This window comes from uncultured Phascolarctobacterium sp. (genome assembly GCF_905212365.1).
GTDB lineage: Bacteria > Bacillota > Negativicutes > Acidaminococcales > Acidaminococcaceae > Phascolarctobacterium_A.
This window is the reverse complement of sequence record NZ_CAJMEH010000043.1, coordinates 1-18,473: the sequence shown is the minus strand read 5'-3', so window position 1 is coordinate 18,473 and position 18,473 is coordinate 1. Positions and strand designations below refer to the sequence as shown.

Genomic DNA, 18,473 nt, shown 5'->3' with positions numbered 1-18,473 from the left:
CTTCTGCGCGTCCGGCAGGCGGGAGCAGCCGCAGCGAGAGCGGCCGCGGCGATAACCGTCAGGGCAGCCGCAACGCAGGCAAGAACCGTAAGGATAAGCCGCAGATTAAGGGCTCCTACGCTACGAAGGAAAGCCGTCCTAACCGCAGCGCAGGCCATCAAATGCCGGTTAACCGCAACCGTAAGCCGACCAATGCGCCTAAGGCTCCTGCCGCTCCCGTGGAAATTGTGCGTCCTACCTATGTAGAGGTGGGCGAGTCCATCAACGTGCAGGAATTTGCCAAGCTGATTAAGCGCGAGGTCAACGAGGTTATTAAGGCCCTCTTTATGCTGGGTATGATGGTTACGATTAACCAGGATATCGATTTTGATACGGCGCAGCTCATCGGCGATAATTTCGGCGTTGAGGTAGGTCAGAAGGCTCCTGAGGAAGACCCGACGGAAATCCCGGAGGTAGAGGACCCGCCTGAAAAGCGTCTGCCGCGTCCGCCCGTTATTACGGTTATGGGCCACGTAGACCACGGCAAGACCTCTCTGCTGGACGCTATCCGCAAAACCAACGTTACGGCGCGCGAGGCCGGCGGTATTACGCAGCATATCGGTGCTTATAAAGTAAATTATCAGGGCAAGCAAATCGTCTTTCTGGATACTCCCGGTCACGAAGCCTTTACCGCTATGCGCGCCCGCGGCGCTCAGGTAACCGACGTGGCTATTTTGGTAGTAGCAGCCGACGACGGCGTAATGCCCCAAACCATTGAAGCAATTAACCACGCTAAGGCAGCTAAGGTGCCCATTATCGTGGCTATCAATAAAATGGACCGTCCGGGCGCTAACCCCGACCACGTTAAGCAGCAGCTGGCTGAGCACGAGCTGATTCCTGAGGATTGGGGCGGCGACACCATTATGGTACCGGTTTCAGCTCACCAGAAAACAGGCATTACCGATCTGCTGGAGATGATTCTTTTGGTTGCCGAAATGCAGGAGCTGAAGGCTAACCCCAATCTGCCAGCTCACGGCACCATTATCGAAGCGCAGCTGGATAAGGGCCGCGGCCCCGTCGCTACCGTTTTGGTACAGCGCGGTACGCTGCATATCGGCGATACCATTATCGCAGGCACGTCCTACGGTAAGGTGCGCGCTATGATTAACGACCGCGGCGAAAAGGTGAAGAAGGCGCTGCCGTCCACTCCTGTAGAGGTGCTGGGCTTGAACGACGTGCCTCAGGCCGGCGATATTTTGGACAGCACGGATGAAAAAATCGCCCGCAGCGTTGCTGAAAAGCGTATCGCTAAGAAGAAAGAAGAAGAAATCAAGCTTAACGCCAAGGTTTCTCTGGACGATTTATTCCAGCGTATCCAGGAGGGCGAGCTGAAGGAGCTGGATATCGTCGTTAAGGCCGACGTACAGGGTACTATCGAGGCGTTGAAGGCTTCCTTGGAGAAGATTAAAAACGACGAGGTTAAGGTAGTCGTCGTTCACGCCGGCGTAGGCGCTATCACCGAGTCCGACGTTATGCTGGCTTCCGCCGCTAACGCGCTGATTATCGGCTTTAACGTGCGTCCCGATGCCAACGCTCGCAAGGCTGCCGAAACTGAAAAGGTCGACGTACGCACCTACCGTGTAATTTACGATGCTTTGAACGATGTAGAAGCTGCTATCAAGGGTATGCTGGCTCCTAAATTCAAAGAGGTCGTACAGGGCCGCGTAGAGGTACGCCAGCTGATTACTATTTCCAAGCTGCTTATCGCAGGCTGCTATGTACTGGAGGGCAAGGTTACCAACAGCTCCAAGGTGCGTATCGTGCGCGACGGCATCGTACTGCATGAGGATGTAATTGAATCTCTGCGCCGCTTTAAGGACGACGTTAAGGAGGTTGCCCAGGGCTTTGAGTGCGGTATCACGCTGGAAAAATACCGCGATATCAAAGAGGGCGACGTCTTTGAGGTCTACGACATGGAAGAGGTTGCAGTAGAATAGCTTGAGGATATAAATATGGCAAGATTAAGAGTGGAGAAGGTTCAGGAGGCCATCCAGCATGAAATCAGCAAGATGCTGCTGCATGACGTTAAGGACCCGCGCATTCAGTTCGTTACCGTTACCGGCGTTGAGCTGACCGACGATATGAGCTATGCCAAGGTTTTTATCAGCCTTTATGGACCTCAGGATAAACAGGAGGAAACCTGGAAGGCGCTGAATAAGGCGTTGGGCTTTATGCGCACGGAGATCGCCAAGCGAATCCGCCTGCGCTTTGCGCCCACGCTGATATTGCAGAAGGATACGTCCATGGAATACAGCGCCCATATCCAGAGCATCTTGGATAAAATTAAAAAAGAAGAAAAGCCTGCGGCTGAGGAAGGCCAAGATGAGTAAAAACCTTTCTTTGCAGGAAACAGGCGAGCTGCTTTTGCAGGCTGAAAAAATAGTTCTGTGCACCCATGTGAGCCCGGACGGCGATACGCTGGGCTCCGCCTTGGGATTGGCGCGTTTTTTGCGGCAGCAGGGCAAGGAAGTAACCGTATACTGTGACGACCAGATTAACGCCGGTTTTGGTTTTCTGCCGGAAATAGAGCTGGTGCAGCGGCCTTCGGCCGACGTTATTGTGGAGGCCGATATGCTGGCCGTAATCGACGCCAGCTCCTTTGACCGCATAGGCTTGGCGGCGACGCAGGTGCGCTATAAAACACTGCTGAATATCGACCATCATATTTCCAATACCCGCTTTGCCGATTATCTTTACCTTGATGCGGAGGCTGCGGCCACGGGCGAGGTAATGTGCGATTTATTCGTGGCCATGGGCTGGCCGCTGGATTATGAGATGGCGGTATGCTTTTACACTGCTATAACAACGGACTGCGGTTCCTTCCGCTACGCCAATACTACGCCCAAAACTATGCGCCAGGCGGCTATGCTGTTGGAGTACGGCGTGCAGTCTAACGAAATCAGCGACTGTCTGGATATGCGTTCGCGCTCTACGGTGGAGCTGCTGGGCAAGGTGCTGCCGTCGCTGACCTTTGAGCGTGACGGCAGGATAGCTTATCTGACTATTACTAACGATTTGTACGATAAAAGCACCAATACAGACAGCTTTGTGTCCTATCCGCGTTATATCGAGGGCGTGGAAATAGCCGTTATGTTTAAGGCGGTGGAGCCGGAGGTGACTCGCGTCAGCATGCGTTCCCAAAGCGTGGACGTGGCGCAGGTAGCGGTGCGCTTCGGCGGCGGCGGCCATCTGCGGGCCGCAGGCTGCACGATTTACGCGCCGGTGGAGGAGGCTCGGCGGCAGCTTTTGGCTGAGCTGAGCAAGCTTATATAATGGACGGGAATTTTAATGTGTTGAAGCCGCCCGGCATGACCAGCCACGATGTAATCGGCTTTTTGCGCCGGGCGCTGCAAACGAAAAAAATCGGACATGGGGGAACTCTTGACCCTGACGCGGCAGGAGTTCTTCCTGTTTTTGCAGGCACGGCTACCAGGCTGCTGGAATTTGCCATGGAGGGACGCAAGCAGTATATCGCCGAATTTACCTTGGGCCAGCAAACGGACACCGGCGACGATAGCGGCAGAGTGATTAAAGTGCTGCCCGTGCCGCAATTAACGCAGGCAGGCTTAGAAGCGCTGCTGGCGCGCTTTACCGGACCGCAGCTGCAGCTGCCGCCCATGTACAGCGCGCTCAAGGTCAACGGACAAAAGCTGTACGAGCTGGCCCGGCGCGGCGTGGAGGTAGAACGCCAGCCGCGGCCTGTCGAAATCTATAAGCTGGATCTGCTGCACCTTACGCCTGCTTCCTTTACGGTGGCGGTGGAATGTAGCAAGGGAACCTACATCCGCGTATTGGGCGAGGATATGGCGGCGGCGTTGGGAACCTGCGGCACGATGAGCTTTTTGCTGCGTACCCAGGTGGGCGCTTATACCTTGAATCAGTCCCATACCCTACAGGAAATTGCGGCTGACCCGGAAGGCTGCGCTGCCGCGCCTATAACGGCGGTGGCGCATTTGCCGCGCTTGCCGCTGAGCGCCAGACAGGCGGCGCGCATTACCAACGGCGTGCGTACTACTATGGCGGGCGTTGCCGAAGGTCAGTATGCGCTGCTGGGTCCGGCAGAGGAGTTTTTAGGCATCGGCCGCTGCCTTGAGGAAAAGGTGCAGGCGGAAAAAATTTTTGCTCACTATAAAATGCCAGAGGATTGCTGATGGAAATAATCACTGCTTTAGGACAATTACATAAATTTGACGTTCCCTGCGTAGTGGCTTTGGGTACTTTTGACGGACTGCACCGCGGTCATGTGGACGTTATCCGCACGGCCAGGGAGCAGGCGCTGAAAACAGGGGGAAAGCTGGCGGTTTTTACCTTCAGTAATCACCCTTATGCCTGCTTTCGCCCGGACAAAGTGCCGCCAGCCTTGATTACGCCCCAGCAGAAGCAGGAGCTGCTGCGGGATTTGGGCGTCAACGTGCTGGTGGATATTCCCTTTGACATGAGTGTGGCGCGGTTGGAGCCGGAGCAGTTTTTGCAGCGGCTGCAGGTCTTGGGCTACAGTTGCTTGGTTGTGGGCAGCAATTTTACCTATGGCATCAGGGGCGAGGGAACGGTGGCGACGCTTAAGGAATCTGCCGCTAAGCTGGGCTTTACGCTGCTGGTGCGCAGCTTGGTCAGCGATGGCGCCATGGTTATCAGCAGTACGGCCATTCGCCGTTTGATTGCCGAGGGCGATATCGTGGAGGCCAACAGAATGCTGGGCCGCAGCTACAGCATCAGCGGCACGGTGGCTCACGGCAACGAACGCGGCAGGCTGCTGGGTTATCCTACGGCTAATTTGGAGCTGGAGGACAGTCGTTTGGCTATTCCCTCAGGCGGGGTTTATGTGGTGCGCGTGCTGTTGGGCGGCAAAGTTTACGGCGGTATGGCGAATATCGGTAAAAATCCTACCTTTGGCGATGTGGAAAAGCCGCGGCTGGAAACGCATATTTTTGATTTTGCAGGCGATATTTATGGACGTCAGCTGACGGTGCAGTTTGTGCAGCGCGTCAGAGGCGAGGTGAAATTTACTTCTTTAGACGCGCTGAAAGCGCAGCTGGCGCAGGATAAGGCTGCCTGCCTGGAATGCCTGCAATCATTTTGAGTTTATTTTTTAGAAAGCTCTTGCCTTGTGCGCAGGAGTATGGTATACTAACAAAGTATGTGAACCAAGGCTTGGTGGTGCGCCTCTCCAGCGGCTACTATGCTTTTGGCAATTTAAAATTTAGGAGGAAACAACAATGTTAACTAGCGAAGCTAAAACTGCCGTAATTCTTGACAATGCCCGTCATGAGGGCGACACTGGTTCTCCGGAGGTACAAATCGCCGTTCTGACCGAGCGCATTAAATACTTGACCGAGCATCTGAAAGAGCATAAGAAAGACCATCATTCTCGTCGCGGCCTGCTGAAAATGGTAGGTAAACGCCGCGGTCTGCTCAACTACCTGCAAAGCAAGGACATCGAGCGTTATCGCGCAATCATCGCTAAACTGGGTATCCGTAAATAATAAGCGACAGCTTCAAGAGCGCATCCGTAAGGGTGCGCTCTTTTTATGTTCAGCAGTAAAAATCCCGCTTAAAGCGGGATTTTTTGTGCAAGCATGGACGATGACGTTAACGATGCTATTCTTTTATTTCGGGTAGGCCGGCATTGCTTTGCTTATTGCGCACCTGCATAAAGAGCAGATTGATATATTCCTCTGTATGTTCGCACAGCCAATGGTTTTCGATAGGCAGCACATAAATATCGCTGCATGCTTCCAGCTCGTTGACCTGCAAAAAGCGGCACACCTTATCCTTGAGCTGTTTGGCCTGATTATAAAAGGGGCCGGAAAAATAGATTTCCAGGTATAAGCCTACGGGCAACGACGTTCTGTGGGCTTTAGTATGCCCCGGCGGGTTATCGGAAAAGGAGAAGTAAGCCTTGGAATGGTTAATATTGCGCAGCTGAAAGAAATTTTCACTGTCGACAATCCAGCCTGCCTGCTTTTCCACAAAACCGCGGTTATGAGTGACCATTTGGGTATGACGGGCAAATTTGACGATGCGCTGCTTGCTGTCGTCGGCGTCGGAAAGCTCGGTCAGGCGCAGCAGGCGCTCCTCCCGCCAGCAGACTGTTATCTGGTTAAGGGGCAGGCTGCTGTGAGCCGCTAAATTGCCGGTGATGCGCTGCAGCGAGCGGCAAATGCGTTCATTTTCCTTAATAATTTTACTGCATTCCGCTTCTTTTTTGGCTAATTGCTCCATAAAGCATTGCTTGCTGCGGTTTTCAAGATAATATTTAATATCGGCGATGCTGATGTTCAGCGAACGCATATTAACAATAATTTCCAGATTTAAATATTGGGTGATGGAATAGTGGCGGTAGCCGTTTTCTCCGATGTAATCGGGGGATAGCAGATGGATTTTATCGTAATACAGCAGCGTTTGCTTGGAAATTCCGAAAAGGCTTGCCATTTCGCCTGCCGTAAAAAAATTCTGATTAATATTATTTTTAAGCATATTGATTCCTCGTGAGCTTGACTATATATTAGGTATATAGTTTAAAATTAGTAATATTATATGTAGGATATTATATCATATTTTAGCGGATACTGTCTTGTAAAAAACGGCATGGAGGAATAATAGTATGAAAAAAATAGCTATTTATGGCAAGGGCGGCATTGGCAAGTCCACGACTACGGCAAATATTTCAGCGGCTATGAGCGAAGCGGGCCTAAAGGTTTGTCAAATAGGCTGCGACCCTAAGAATGATTCTACACGCTTGCTTTTAGGACATATATGTAAGCAGACGGTGCTGGATACAGTGCGCGACCAGGAGGAGGTTGCAGCAGGCGATATTGTGCATATTGGCTATAACAGCATAAAATGCGTGGAGGCCGGCGGACCGGAGCCGGGAGTGGGCTGCGCCGGACGCGGTATTATCGTGGCTCTGGAAAAGCTGCGCTCCTTGAATGTTATTGAGGACGAGGACGTTATTTTATATGACGTTTTAGGCGACGTAGTTTGCGGCGGCTTTGCCGTTCCCATTCGTGAGGGCTATGCCAGCGACATTTATGTAGTTTCTTCCGGCGAGCTGATGAGCCTGTATGCGGCCAATAATATAGCCAAGGGCATTAAACGCTTTGCCCTGCGCGGCGGCGTGCGCTTGGGCGGAATTATCGGCAACGGACGCAACACGCCGAACGAAAGGCAGCTGCTGGAGGAGTTTGCCAAGCGTTTGAATACCAAGCTGATAGCTTTTATTCCTCGCGACGTAATCGTGAACAAGGCGGAAAATAACCGTCAGACAGTTTTGCAGTATGCGCCGGACAGCGCCCAGGCAGAGGTCTACCGCAGGCTGAGCCAGGAGATATTAAATAATACGGAGCTGTCCGTGCCTACGCCCATGACCTTTGAGGAGCTGGAAAAGCTGGTGGCGGACTATGGCAATTAAAACGAAGCGGTTTATCAATCTGCGCAAAAGCTACAGCTGCAGCATGCCGGGCGTATGGCGGGCTGTCGCTTACTGCCGCGGCACAGTGGTTATTTTTCACAGTCCGCGGGCCTGCGCTCATGTAGCGCGTACTATGGACATCAATTCCCATTACCGCAGTATGGCCGAGGAGCGGAACGAGCTGATGCCGTCGGTGCCGCTTTTGTCAAGCCAGCTGGAGGAAAAGCATTCTATTTTCGGCGGTGTGGAGCGCTTGAGCCAATGCGTGGATTTTGCTATGAAGCAGTACAAGCCTCAGTGCTTGGTAATTGCCAATTCCTGCGTTGCCGGCGTTATCGGCGATGATGTAGATGCGGTGGCGCGCAGTGCGGAGGAGCAATATGGCATACCGGTACTGACCGTAGATTGCTGCGGCTTTTTGGACGGGGAATATTATCAGGGCTATTTTGAAATTACGGAGCAGCTGGTAGAACGCTTTTTGCAGCCCTGTGAAACGCTACCGGGAACGGTTCTTCTGCTGGGCGATAACGGCGGCCCCTGGGGACATTACGCTGTGGAGGTTACGCGCCTGTTATCGCTAATGGGAGTTAAAGTTATCGGCCAGTTCCCCAGTTACATGGCTTTCGAAGATTTACCCAAGGCAGCCAGCGCGGAGGCCGTGATTATTTTAGGCGGGCGTGGTCAGACCCATATTGGTTTAAGCAAGATTGCCGCTCAATTACAGTCGAGGCTGGGGGTGCCTTATTTGGACGTATATCCCGTGGGCTGGCAGCAGACGCGCCGGTGGATAAGCGCCGCAGGCAAGCTTTTGGGACGCGAAAGGGAGGCCGCCGCCGTACTTGCGGCAGAGGAAAGACGGATGGCCGAAGGTATTCGCCGCTTTACTGTGGTTACGCGGGACAAAAAAGCAGTTTTATGCATTGGCCGCCTGCTGATGTATTACGACCCGGTGGCAACTCTTTCTACAATAAAAATGCTGGAAATGGAGCTTACGGGCATCGTTTTATTGGACGCCTATCGGGATAAAGAGCGTGAAGAAATGCTACGGACTATCAGGAGCTATACGAATATTCCTGTTTACAGCCCAGCAGAAGGCGAGGCTGCTTTAGCGGCGGCAGATATTGTTTTGACGACCCATGAGCTGCAGGACAAAAAGCTGAAGCAGCTCTTTTTGCCCATGCTGCCAAAGGTGGGTTCATCCGGCGAGCTGGATTTTATGGAGGCTGTTTACCGTGCCTTGTGCAGCAGGCTAAAGGGAGGAATGATTTATGTTTAGAATGGCGGATAATGCCTGGGGTAATATCTGCGAACGGGTGGACGCCTGCGCGCTGACCGGAGCCGCCGCCTTCGCCGCCGGTATCCCCGGAGCTGAGGCGCTCGCCAACGGCCCGTTGTGGTGCTATTTTTATGCGCTGCGGTATTTGGAGCATGTGGAATACAGTATTGCCGAGCGCTTTCACGGGTCACAGCCTGATAATAATGCCGTTGTGTATGGTTCAGAAAAATGCCTGCTGGAAACCTTGCAGCGCTTGCTGGCTAGAAAGCGGCTGCCGGAGCTGCTGCTGATTGAAGGCAGCTGTTCCATGAGCCTCATCGGCGACGATTTGAACGGCATTGCCCGCAAGGCGCAGCTGCCCTTTCCCTTTGTCACAATGGATTGCGGAGGTATGATCGGCGGCTTCGCCGAAGGCTATGCCAAAGCGAGCATAAAAATTCTGGATGCCGTGGCGGACGGTAATGTGAGAGCCGAAAAAAATACGGTTAATATTTTAGGCATGACGCCCTTTTATTTAAATGGAGCGGCGGACTGTGAGGAAATTTGCCGCCTGCTGCGTTTGTCCGGCTGCAGGATTCAGGCTGCCGTGGGCTGCGGCGGCACTGTGGAGGAGCTGCGGCAGGCGGGCAGGGCGGCTTTGAATATTGTAACTAACGAGGAATTGGGATTGCCCTTGGCGGAATATTTGCAGCGTCGCTTTGGCACGCCTTATGTTTTAGCGGGGCTGCCCTATGGCGTCGAGGGGACGCTGGCTTGGCTGGAGCGTATTCGCTGCGCTTGGTCCGGCCTGCAAATGGAGGCGGTGCGTAATGAAGCGGAGGCGCTGCAAAGCTATTTAACCAGCTGGATTAATGAAACACATTCTCTTTGGGGCAGCCTGTGGTTTGACAGGGCGGTAGTAAGCGCGCCGCCGACGGCGGCGCTGTGCCTGGCCCAAGCGCTGCGCAGCGAATGGGCGGATATGGGAAGCTTAACGGTGCTGTGCCAGCGGCGGCTGCCAAAATCTGCGCCTGCTGCTTACTGCGATGCGGCTGACGCCGTATATACGGCAGGCGTGGAGCAGGATAAAATGAGCGCCTGCTTTGCGGACGATGGTCAAAGTCTGCTGCTTTTGGGCAGCAGCAGCGAGGGCTCCTTATTATACAGACAAAAACACTCTCACTTTTTAAACTGCAATATAGCTTTTCCCGCTAACGACGAAATATTTCTGCTGCCCCATCCCTTTACCGGGCTGAACGGCAGTAGGTATATGCTGCAAAGGCTGTGGAACGGCTATATCAGTAAAAAACTGCAAGAAATCAGGTGAGTGATGAAAAAGCTATGGATGATTTTAACGCTGGTGCTGGCAATAGCGCTGGGCGGCTGTACGCAGCAGCCAAGAAATGCATTTATAGAAACGAACGTCGCTTATACGGCAGTGGACGACGTCGGGCGCACGCTGTTTTTTGAAAGCAAGCCCCAGCATATCGTGTCGCTTACCTACGGTACCGACGAGATACTTACGGATATCGTCGGCTGTAAGCGCATCGAAAGTTATAGCCGCTGGGCAGGCGACGGTGAGATAAGCTTTATAACCAAGGAGCAGGCCTTTAAGGTAGGACGTAAGGTACACGATAATTTAGAAGCGATTTTAGCGCTGCACCCTGATTTGGTAGTGGGCTCTACCGCTACAAACGCTGATTTAGTCAGCAGCCTGGAGGCTGTGGGCGTAAAGGTTTACGTGGCCCGCAGTCCGCATAATTATCAGGAAATGCGTGAAAAAATATTGCATTTGGCGGCAGCCGTCGGCGAAGCGCCTAAGGGCGAAGAAATTGTGCGGGATATGGACGAGCGTTTGCAGAAGCTGGAGCAAAAACTTAGCCAGCTGCCTGCGTCCCAGCGCCGGGTGGCCGTAGCCTTTAATTTTACCTCGGCTATGGGGCGGCGGGGCGATTTGCTGGACAGTATGCTGACCATGGCCCACGTGATTAACGGCGCGGCGGTGGCGGAGCCGTCGACAGGCGAGCATGGGCAGGCGGCTATCAGCAAGGAAATGGTTGTGAAGATTAATCCTGATATTTTCCTGCTGCCGACATGGAATTATGATAATAAGCAGGATGTGCAGGGCTACGCTTATCAGGTGATGAACGACCCGGCTTATCAGAATGTGAAGGCGGTACAAAACAAGCAGCTGAAATTTGTTTCTGATAAATACCGTTACGTTGCCAGTCATCATATTGTGGAGGCGATAGAGAAAATTGCGCGAACCGTTTATCCGGAAATTTTTTAAGGAAGTGACGAAATGCTTATAAAAAAAGAGCGCAGCCTGAGCGCGCTGCTGATTTTGCTGCTGTTATTGCTCGCTATAGCCTGCTTGTCGCTGACCGTAGGACAAATCGATGTGCCGGTAAAAAATGCGCTGGCTATTTTATGCCAGCAGCTGCATTTACCCTTTTTGCAGGACACTGCTGTGAGCAAGGAGCAGCTGGCCGTTATCTGGTATATCCGTCTGCCGCGTATGCTGGTAGGCGCTTTGGTGGGCGCGGCCCTAGGCATCAGCGGCGCGGTAATGCAGGGCATTTTCAGCAATCCTCTGGCCGACTCTGGGCTGATTGGTATTTCGGCGGGCGCGGCTACGGGCGCGGTGCTGTCCATTGCCTTGGGGACTGCGGCTGTGAGCATGTTTACCATGCCTGCATTCGCCTTTTGCGGCAGCATTTGCGCCGTAACGCTGACAGTATTTTTAGCTATGCGCAACGGTAAAATACCTGTAATGACGCTGCTTTTGGCCGGCGTAGCCGTAGGCATGCTGCTGGGAGCTGTAACCAGCGGTATTTTAACCTTTATGAATGAACAAAAATTGCAGCAATACCTGTTCTGGATGGTGGGCGGGCTTGATTACCGCCGCTGGGAGCATGTTTATTTAGCTGCCGGGCCGGTGCTGTGCGGCATTGTGGTGATGATGCTGCTGGCGCGCCATTTGAATATTCTGGTTTTGGGAGAAACGGAGGCTAGGGCAGTTGGCATGCCGGTAACTACCTTTCGCATGGGTCTGCTGTTCGTGGCGGCTATGACTACGGCCACCTCGGTTTGCGTCAGCGGCAACATAGGCTTTGTGGGGCTGGTGATTCCGCATATGATGCGTATGCTGCTGGGACCGGACCATCGCGTGCTGCTGCCTGCCAGCGCTTTGGGCGGCGCGGCCTTTTTAGTGTTTTGCGATTCCTTGGGGCGCGTGGTTATGCCGCCTGCGGAGGTGCGCGTAGGTATTATGACGGCGCTGTTGGGCACGCCGTATTTCTTATATTTGCTTAGAAAAATGCAGAAAAGCTTCTTTTAAGCTTTTTCCCTGCTATGCAGGGGGTAAATCAGCGAGGAGAAAAGAATGAGTAAGATTTTATTTGTGACTAATGTTATCAGGCGTATGGGGATGATGCAGCAGACCTTGGATAGATTGCAGCAGGAGCGCAGGCTTAGCGGCGAGTGCGCCTGCCGCTGGATAACGGAGGCCACGGCTTGGAATAAAAAATGGGAGCAGGAGCTGGGAAGTACCGATTTGCTGCTTTTAAAGTGGATGGGTACAGGCTTGGATACGCCGTTTTTGCAGAGGTGCCTGGCATTTGTTAAGCGCAAGGGGCTTCCTTATTATATCGACGCGGCCGGTACGGATGAAAACGAACTGGTGCAGGCGCTTACGCCGAAACAGGTGCAGACCGTAAGGGAATACTGTGCCTTTGGCGGCGAACGCAATTATTATAATTTATGGCAGTATCTTGCCACCTTGGCGCAGGGAGGCGAGCCTGAAATTGCCGCGCCTGACCCAATTCATTGGTGCGGCATTTATCACCCGCGGGCGCAGAAGGTTTATACTGATTTGACAGAATACCAGCGTGATTTTTGTTGCAGCGGCAGGCCCTATGTAGGCATGCTGTTTTACCGTGACGAATGGGTGTGGGGCGATTTAACCTATCAGAAGGCTATGGTGGAAGCCTTGGAGGCGCAGGGCTTGAATCCTGTCTGTGTTTTTACCAACGGCATACCTAATGCTGAAATGGGGATGCCGTCGCTGCCGCAAGTGGTGCAGCGCTTCTTTTGTCAGGATGGCGTGCCGGTTATCGACGCTTTAATCAATGTGCTGAAATTTTCTCTGACTGGCAGCGGCGCTTTGAGCGTGGATTATTTAAAGCGGTGGAACGTGCCGGTTTTGCAGGCTTACACCTTGATTGCGCCTTATGAAGAATGGAAAAACAGCTTTGAGGGTATGAACGCGATGGAGATTTCCATCAGCATTTCTTTGCCCGAATTTGACGGCATAATTCACAGTGTGCCCATCGCTACGAAAAAGGTGCTGGATAACGGCGACGTGCGTTATCTTCCTATTAGCGAGAGGGTGCAGCGTATGGCAAGCAAGGCGGCGAAGTGGGCCAATTTGCGGCGCAAGCAAAATAAGGATAAAAAGATAGCGATTATTTTTCATAATTATCCGCCGCGTAATTCCAATATCGGCAGCGCTTTAGGCTTGGATACAATTGAAAGCGTCCGCCGGGTGCTGGCCGCCATGCGGGAGCGCGGCTACAGGGTGGACGCGGTGCCAGAGGATACGCAGGCCTTTATCGAGGAGCTGACGGCCAACGCTACTAACGACTGCAGTATGCTTACTGAAAAGCAAATTGCCGCGGCTAAGAAGCTGACGGGAAAAAAGTACAAGGACTTCTTTACAGAAATGGACGGCGGCGTGCAGAGCCAGCTGGCAAAGGATTGGGGCGACCCTCCAGGACAGGTGATGGAGTACGACGGCAGCCTGCTGGTTCCCGGTACGATGAACGGCAATATTTTTATAACGGTGCAGCCACCGCGTGGCTTCGGCGAGGACCCGGAAAAAATTTACCACGACCCCTTCTGCGCGCCGACGCATCAATATTTGGGCTTTTACCGCTGGCTGCGCGACGTTTGGCAGGCTGACGCGGTGGCCCATATCGGCACGCACGGCAGTCTGGAATGGCTGCCGGGCAAGAATGCCGGTTTGAGCCGGGCCTGCTATCCAGATTTAGCCATCGGCGATTTGCCCAATATTTATCCCTATAATATTACGATTACAGGCGAGGGTATTCAGGCCAAACGCCGCGGAGCCGCCTGCCTTATCGAGCATTTGCCTGCGCCTCAGGCTCAGGCCGGAGTTTACGACGAGCTGGAGGAGCTGGAAAAGCTAATGGACGAGTACGTGCATTTTGCCACGGCGCAGCCGGAAAATCTGGGTAATTTGGAAAAGCTGGTGCTGGAAAAGGCGGCGCAGGCTAATTTGCAGGACGAGGTGCCGCACGATACGGATAAGCCATTCCAGGAATACGTTATGGCGCTGCATAATTATATTACCGATTTGAAAAATATGGAGGTGCATACGGGCCTGCATATTTTAGGCGAGCCTCCGCAAAAGGAGCAGTTGATAGAGTATTTATGGCTGCTGCTGCGGATGGATAATGGCGATGTACCCAGCTTGATGCAGGCTGTGGCCGCCTTGTATGGCTTTGATTATTATGAACTGCTGGAAAACAGCGGGCTGATTTATCAACCCTTGAACATTACCTATGGCAAGCTTATCGACCGCATCGGCAGTCAGTGCCGGGAATTTATCCGTGTGCTGGCAGACTGTGGCTTTGCCGGCGGCGCTTGGGAAAAGGTACGTGAGCTGCCGTGGATTGAGCATACATCTGCGGACTTGCGGCAAAAGCTGGAACAGGTGTGCAGTTATACCTGTCACAAGGTTTATCCTAATCTGCTGCTGACCAGTCAGGAGCTGGAAAATATGCTGCGGGGCTTTGAAGGGCAATATGTCGAGCCGGGACCCAGCGGCGCGCCATCCAGCGGCGGCGCGGACCTTTTGCCAACAGGGCGTAATTTTTACGGCGTCGACCCGCGCACGCTGCCTACGCCTGCGGCCTGGGAAATAGGCAAGACTCTGGGCGATCAGGTTGTGGAACGCTTTATTGCGGAAGAAGGCCGTTATCCGGAAAATATTGGCATCGTGCTGTGGTCGGGCTCGAATATGCGCAGCCATGGCCAGTGCGTGGCCGAATTTTTGTACCTGCTGGGTATCAGGCCTAAATATCAAAGCGGCAGCCTGCGGGTCAACGGTTTGGAGGTCATTCCGCTGACGGAATTAAAGCGCCCACGTATCGATGTTACGGCGCGTATCAGCGGCTTGTTCCGCGATTCCATGCCTTCGGTAATCAATCTGCTGGATAAGGCCGTGCTGCTGGCGGCGGAGCAGGACGAGGAGCCGGAGCTGAATTTTGTGCGCAAGCATATTCAGGCAGATAGTCAGGAGTTGCAGGACGCGGAAAGCATGAGCAGGGAGGACGCTTGGCGGCAGGCCGCCTACCGCATTTTCGGCGATCAGGAGGGTACTTACGGCGCAGGTGTCGCCGCATTGTTGGAAGCGAAAAATTGGCAAACAATCGACGATATTGCCGACGTTTATGTACGCTGGGGCGCTCACGCTTACGGCGGCAAAACTAGAGGCCAATTTTTGCCGCAGCAGTTCCGCAAGCGCATGGGCAGCCTGGATATTACCATTAAAAATGAGGATAATCATGAAACCAATATGCTCAGCAGCGACGATTACAACGCTTATCACGGCGGTATGATTGCCGCAGTACGCAGCATTAAGGGCAGCGCGCCGCGTTCCTATTGCGGCGACAGCACCGACCGTACCCGTGTGACTATGCACAGCGTACAGGAGGAGGCTAAGCGTATTTTCCGCAGCGAGTCCATAAATCCTAAATATATTGCCGGCATGATGCAGCATGGCTATAAGGGCGCGGCAGATATGGCCAATATGATAGCGCATAGCTTTCAGTGGGACGCTACCAGTGCCGTTATGGAGGACTGGATGTACGAAAAATATGCGGAAAAATATACCTTTGACCCTAAGGTACAGGAATGGCTGCGGCAGGTTAATCCCTGGGCGCTGCAGCGCATGGCGGAAATTTTGCTGGAGGCCGAACAGCGTGGGCTGTGGCAGGCTAAGCCGGAAACTAAGGAAGAACTGCAAAAGCTCTATCTGGACATGGAAGGCGAATTGGAGGATAGGGCTGATGAGCGATAAAATAAAAATGCTGGTGCTGAGCTTAACGGGCAGGTGCAACTTTGCCTGCCGGTATTGCTACGCGGCAGAGCATGATAAAAGTAAAATGACGCCGGACATCGCCTTGCGGGCTGTAAAAATGGCGGCGGCCAGCGGCGAAACCTTTATTATTCAGTTCAGCGGCGGCGAACCGCTGTTGAATTTTGAAACGCTGCAAATAGTAGTGGATTACGTGCAGGAGCATAAGCTGCCGACGCTCTTACAGCTGCAAACCAACGGCTCTAAGCTGACGGATGCTATCGCGCAATATTTGTTTAAAAATAAGGTGGCTATCGGTGTCAGTCTGGACGGCAGGCCGTCGGTCAACGATAAGCTGCGCCTGAAAAAGAACGGCTATGGTGCGACGGGCGACATTCTCAAAGGCATCGACGTGCTGCGCCGCAATAATATAGCCTGCGGCATTACCTGCGTGGTAACGGACGATAATGTGCGCAGCCTGAGCGGTATTGTGGAATTTGCTTACTTTTTGGGTAATGTGCGCCGCATAGGCTTTGATATTTTGCGCGCGCAGGGACGGGGCGGCGGCCTAAAGCCGCCTGCGCCGGAGGATATGCGGCAGGCTATGGAGCATGTTTACGCCCGCCGCGACGCTTTGACCAGATTAACCGGCGTGTATATTGAAATCGCTCAGCAGGAACGAGTAAAAACCTTATGCCGCGATTGCCAGTATGTTTTCGGGCATTGCTATGCGATGAACGGCGAGGCTGCTTTTGTGGACGCTAAGGGCGATATTTACGCCTGCTCGTCGCTGGTGGGACAACGGGATTTCTATTTGGGTAATGTGTACAGCGGCTTGGAAAGACCGTTGGTGGGAAAAACGCAGCGGCTGATTAGTGAGTCTATGGAATTTTGCCGTCAGTGCCCCGATTTTCGCCTGTGCGGCGGCGGGGGCTTCGCCCGCTGGGACGGCATGGAAAATAAAGAGGATTACGGCGCGGAGTGCGCTATGAAGCGAATTTCTATTAAGCAGGTTATTGGGTAGGGAGAAATGAAGATAGCTTTATGTAATTTAGATATGAGCTGCGGCCATAAAAGAATAATTTGCGGCTTTTGGCGAAGGCTATAATATTGTTAATACTATGAGAACCAAGAGTGTTAGAAAAGGATTTAATGGTAGTTGTTATGAAAATAAAATTCAATAATAGCAAATGGAATTTTTTAGTATTGATTTTTGCCTGGCTAATATTAATAGTTCTATTTACAGGATGCAAAATGGGAGGACAACAAAATAATGAAGAATCCCAATCAGGGTATACCGTAGTTGATGATTTTGGTACTAAAGTGTATTTTAAAGCTCCTCCACAAAAAATAATCACATTAGCTATGGGTACTGATAGTATTGTTTTGGGATTAGGAGAGCAAAAAAGGCTATTAGCCATTAGCTCTTTAGCTGATGATCCTTCCAGCTCAAATGTAGTTAAGCAAGCACAGCAAATTAAACGTAAGATTTGGAATCCTTCGCAAGAGGAAGTATTAAGTTTAAATCCGGAATTAGTTTTAACATATGCTTGGACTGATCCTGAACTAATTAAAAATATACGTAGTCTTGGAATAAATGTATTCGTAATTAAAAACCCGCAAACAATCAGCGATATTAAAGACAATGTTCATCAAATAGCGGCGGCCTTGCATATTTTTTCAAGCGGTGATAAGCTTACGCAAATGATGGATGATAAATTATTGGAGATTAAAAAGAAACTGGCTCAGAAAAATATTAGACAGCCTAAGAAAGTAGTTTTGGTATCCTTAATGAATACTTATGGCGGCAAAGGCTGCATCTTTGACGATATGTGCCGGGAAGCAGGGGTAATTAATGGCGTAGCGGCAGCAGGCATTGAAAATGGTCAGCCGGTAACTAAGGAAATGCTGGTCAAAATAAACCCTGATTTGTTTATTATGCCTGTTTATAATGATCATAATACTTTTGATATAAATAAATATAATAAAGAATTTTTGGAGGATCCTGCTTTACAAACCTTAACAGCTATAAAAAATAAGCAACTATTTTATCCGAAAGAGGGATTTATATATAATTGTTCTCAGGATGTAGTTTTTGGCGTGCAGGAAATTGCTCATGCTGCTTACGGTGAGACATTCTCATTATCGGGAGATAGCCATTTGCATGTAGAAAAATGAAAATAAATTTTGGATAAAAGCTTTACTCTACTATAGGTATATAGGTTATATTATAATTGTCCATAAAATAGTAGAGGAGGAAGTTTAACTATGGCACACCCACAATATGTATTACCTAATATGCCTCATGCCGAATACAGATACAAAATGGCTATGAAGCATGTGGCAGCAGCTAAGTTGGCAGGAAAATCTTCGGAGGAGCTGCATTCTATTTTTAAAAGCATTATGAATTATGATATTGATAATCTTCCTGATGATACAGCACATAGAAAATATAAAAATGCTGTTGAGCAGGCTAAGAGTGCTTTAGAAGCAGGTAAAAGTTCCGAAGAAGCGCATAGAATTTTTCAATTAGCGCTGGCTTCTGCCAAATAGTATAACCAAGAAAAAAGAAAGGCTTAGGTATGGCTTACTGCCATCTTAAGCCTTTCTTTTAGTGTGCCCGGCATGGGCGATAACTAGGTGGTGAAAGTCCACTACGCGCTCGG

At 51.6% G+C, this 18,473-nt stretch carries 16 protein-coding genes; 15 read left to right on the top strand and 1 reads right to left on the bottom strand.

Features of this window, described 5'->3' with window-relative positions; all coding sequences use genetic code 11:
* The 6 genes from infB to rpsO form a co-directional block, all read left to right on the top strand.
* Window positions 1–1,976: translation initiation factor IF-2 (gene infB, locus QZ105_RS07480; protein ID WP_293729224.1), on the top strand; the 1,976-nt coding region annotated here is incomplete at its 5' end.
* Window positions 1,977–1,991: 15 nt separating this feature from the next.
* Window positions 1,992–2,369 (top strand): 30S ribosome-binding factor RbfA, encoded by a 378-nt coding sequence (gene rbfA / locus QZ105_RS07475; protein WP_293729223.1) that lies wholly within the window; start codon window positions 1,992–1,994, stop codon window positions 2,367–2,369.
* Window positions 2,362–3,312, top strand: a complete 951-nt coding sequence (locus QZ105_RS07470; protein ID WP_293729222.1) for a bifunctional oligoribonuclease/PAP phosphatase NrnA — start codon at window positions 2,362–2,364, stop codon at window positions 3,310–3,312. The genes rbfA and QZ105_RS07470 overlap by 8 nt, the downstream gene beginning before the upstream one ends.
* A complete protein-coding gene (truB, locus tag QZ105_RS07465; protein WP_293729221.1) occupies window positions 3,312–4,190 on the top strand; it encodes a tRNA pseudouridine(55) synthase TruB in 879 nt (292 codons plus the stop codon). Before QZ105_RS07470 ends, truB begins: the two co-directional genes overlap by 1 nt.
* Window positions 4,190–5,119: a bifunctional riboflavin kinase/FAD synthetase gene (locus QZ105_RS07460; RefSeq protein WP_293729220.1), complete on the top strand. Its 930-nt coding sequence runs from the start codon at window positions 4,190–4,192 to the stop codon at window positions 5,117–5,119. Before truB ends, QZ105_RS07460 begins: the two co-directional genes overlap by 1 nt.
* Window positions 5,120–5,255: 136 nt before the next feature.
* Window positions 5,256–5,522, top strand: a complete 267-nt coding sequence (rpsO, locus tag QZ105_RS07455) for a 30S ribosomal protein S15 (protein ID WP_293729219.1) — start codon at window positions 5,256–5,258, stop codon at window positions 5,520–5,522.
* Between the two features lie 115 nt (window positions 5,523–5,637).
* Here the strand turns inward: rpsO and QZ105_RS07450 are convergent, their stop codons facing one another.
* On the bottom strand, window positions 5,638–6,516 hold the full coding sequence (locus QZ105_RS07450; protein WP_293729218.1) for a MerR family transcriptional regulator: 879 nt from the start codon (window positions 6,514–6,516) through the stop codon (window positions 5,638–5,640).
* 127 nt (window positions 6,517–6,643) lie between these two features.
* Here QZ105_RS07450 and QZ105_RS07445 point away from each other — a divergent pair, with 127 nt between their 5' ends.
* From QZ105_RS07445 to QZ105_RS07405, 9 genes are all read left to right on the top strand, one after another.
* On the top strand, window positions 6,644–7,450 hold the full coding sequence (locus QZ105_RS07445) for a nitrogenase iron protein NifH (RefSeq protein WP_293729217.1): 807 nt from the start codon (window positions 6,644–6,646) through the stop codon (window positions 7,448–7,450).
* Complete coding sequence (locus QZ105_RS07440; protein WP_293729216.1) at window positions 7,440–8,726, top strand: nitrogenase component 1; 1,287 nt, start codon at window positions 7,440–7,442, stop codon at window positions 8,724–8,726. The genes QZ105_RS07445 and QZ105_RS07440 overlap by 11 nt, the downstream gene beginning before the upstream one ends.
* Entirely contained in the window at window positions 8,719–10,032 is a 1,314-nt protein-coding gene (locus tag QZ105_RS07435; RefSeq protein WP_293729215.1) for a nitrogenase component 1, read from the top strand. The genes QZ105_RS07440 and QZ105_RS07435 overlap by 8 nt, the downstream gene beginning before the upstream one ends.
* Before the next feature lie 3 nt (window positions 10,033–10,035).
* Window positions 10,036–10,995 (top strand): ABC transporter substrate-binding protein, encoded by a 960-nt coding sequence (locus tag QZ105_RS07430; RefSeq protein ID WP_293729214.1) that lies wholly within the window; start codon window positions 10,036–10,038, stop codon window positions 10,993–10,995.
* 12 nt (window positions 10,996–11,007) lie between these two features.
* The gene (locus QZ105_RS07425; RefSeq protein ID WP_293729213.1) at window positions 11,008–12,045 is read left to right on the top strand and encodes an iron ABC transporter permease; all 1,038 of its coding nucleotides are present in this window, start codon (window positions 11,008–11,010) and stop codon (window positions 12,043–12,045) included.
* Between the two features lie 45 nt (window positions 12,046–12,090).
* Window positions 12,091–15,810: a cobaltochelatase subunit CobN gene (gene cobN / locus QZ105_RS07420; RefSeq protein ID WP_293729212.1), complete on the top strand. Its 3,720-nt coding sequence runs from the start codon at window positions 12,091–12,093 to the stop codon at window positions 15,808–15,810.
* Window positions 15,800–16,831 (top strand): radical SAM protein, encoded by a 1,032-nt coding sequence (locus QZ105_RS07415; RefSeq protein ID WP_293729211.1) that lies wholly within the window; start codon window positions 15,800–15,802, stop codon window positions 16,829–16,831. Before cobN ends, QZ105_RS07415 begins: the two co-directional genes overlap by 11 nt.
* A gap of 110 nt (window positions 16,832–16,941) precedes the next feature.
* Window positions 16,942–17,985 (top strand): ABC transporter substrate-binding protein, encoded by a 1,044-nt coding sequence (locus QZ105_RS07410; RefSeq protein WP_293729210.1) that lies wholly within the window; start codon window positions 16,942–16,944, stop codon window positions 17,983–17,985.
* A 90-nt stretch (window positions 17,986–18,075) separates the two neighbouring features.
* Window positions 18,076–18,360, top strand: coding sequence for a hypothetical protein (locus QZ105_RS07405; RefSeq protein ID WP_293729209.1), 285 nt, complete (start codon window positions 18,076–18,078; stop codon window positions 18,358–18,360).
* The last annotated feature ends 113 nt before the right edge of the window (window positions 18,361–18,473 follow it).

What these genes read in the sequence shown, in the direction of transcription:
- rpsO (WP_293729219.1), top strand. Translation starts at nt 5,256, where the DNA reads ATGTTAACTAGCGAAGCTAAAACTGCCGTAATTCTTGACAATGCCCGT.
- QZ105_RS07425 (WP_293729213.1), top strand. Translation starts at nt 11,008, where the DNA reads ATGCTTATAAAAAAAGAGCGCAGCCTGAGCGCGCTGCTGATTTTGCTG.
- QZ105_RS07450 (WP_293729218.1), bottom strand. Translation starts at nt 6,516, where the DNA reads ATGCTTAAAAATAATATTAATCAGAATTTTTTTACGGCAGGCGAAATG.
- QZ105_RS07470 (WP_293729222.1), top strand. Translation starts at nt 2,362, where the DNA reads ATGAGTAAAAACCTTTCTTTGCAGGAAACAGGCGAGCTGCTTTTGCAG.
- QZ105_RS07415 (WP_293729211.1), top strand. Translation starts at nt 15,800, where the DNA reads ATGAGCGATAAAATAAAAATGCTGGTGCTGAGCTTAACGGGCAGGTGC.
- cobN (WP_293729212.1), top strand. Translation starts at nt 12,091, where the DNA reads ATGAGTAAGATTTTATTTGTGACTAATGTTATCAGGCGTATGGGGATG.
- QZ105_RS07435 (WP_293729215.1), top strand. Translation starts at nt 8,719, where the DNA reads ATGTTTAGAATGGCGGATAATGCCTGGGGTAATATCTGCGAACGGGTG.
- QZ105_RS07460 (WP_293729220.1), top strand. Translation starts at nt 4,190, where the DNA reads ATGGAAATAATCACTGCTTTAGGACAATTACATAAATTTGACGTTCCC.
- truB (WP_293729221.1), top strand. Translation starts at nt 3,312, where the DNA reads ATGGACGGGAATTTTAATGTGTTGAAGCCGCCCGGCATGACCAGCCAC.
- QZ105_RS07430 (WP_293729214.1), top strand. Translation starts at nt 10,036, where the DNA reads ATGAAAAAGCTATGGATGATTTTAACGCTGGTGCTGGCAATAGCGCTG.
- QZ105_RS07440 (WP_293729216.1), top strand. Translation starts at nt 7,440, where the DNA reads ATGGCAATTAAAACGAAGCGGTTTATCAATCTGCGCAAAAGCTACAGC.
- QZ105_RS07445 (WP_293729217.1), top strand. Translation starts at nt 6,644, where the DNA reads ATGAAAAAAATAGCTATTTATGGCAAGGGCGGCATTGGCAAGTCCACG.
- rbfA (WP_293729223.1), top strand. Translation starts at nt 1,992, where the DNA reads ATGGCAAGATTAAGAGTGGAGAAGGTTCAGGAGGCCATCCAGCATGAA.
- QZ105_RS07405 (WP_293729209.1), top strand. Translation starts at nt 18,076, where the DNA reads ATGGCACACCCACAATATGTATTACCTAATATGCCTCATGCCGAATAC.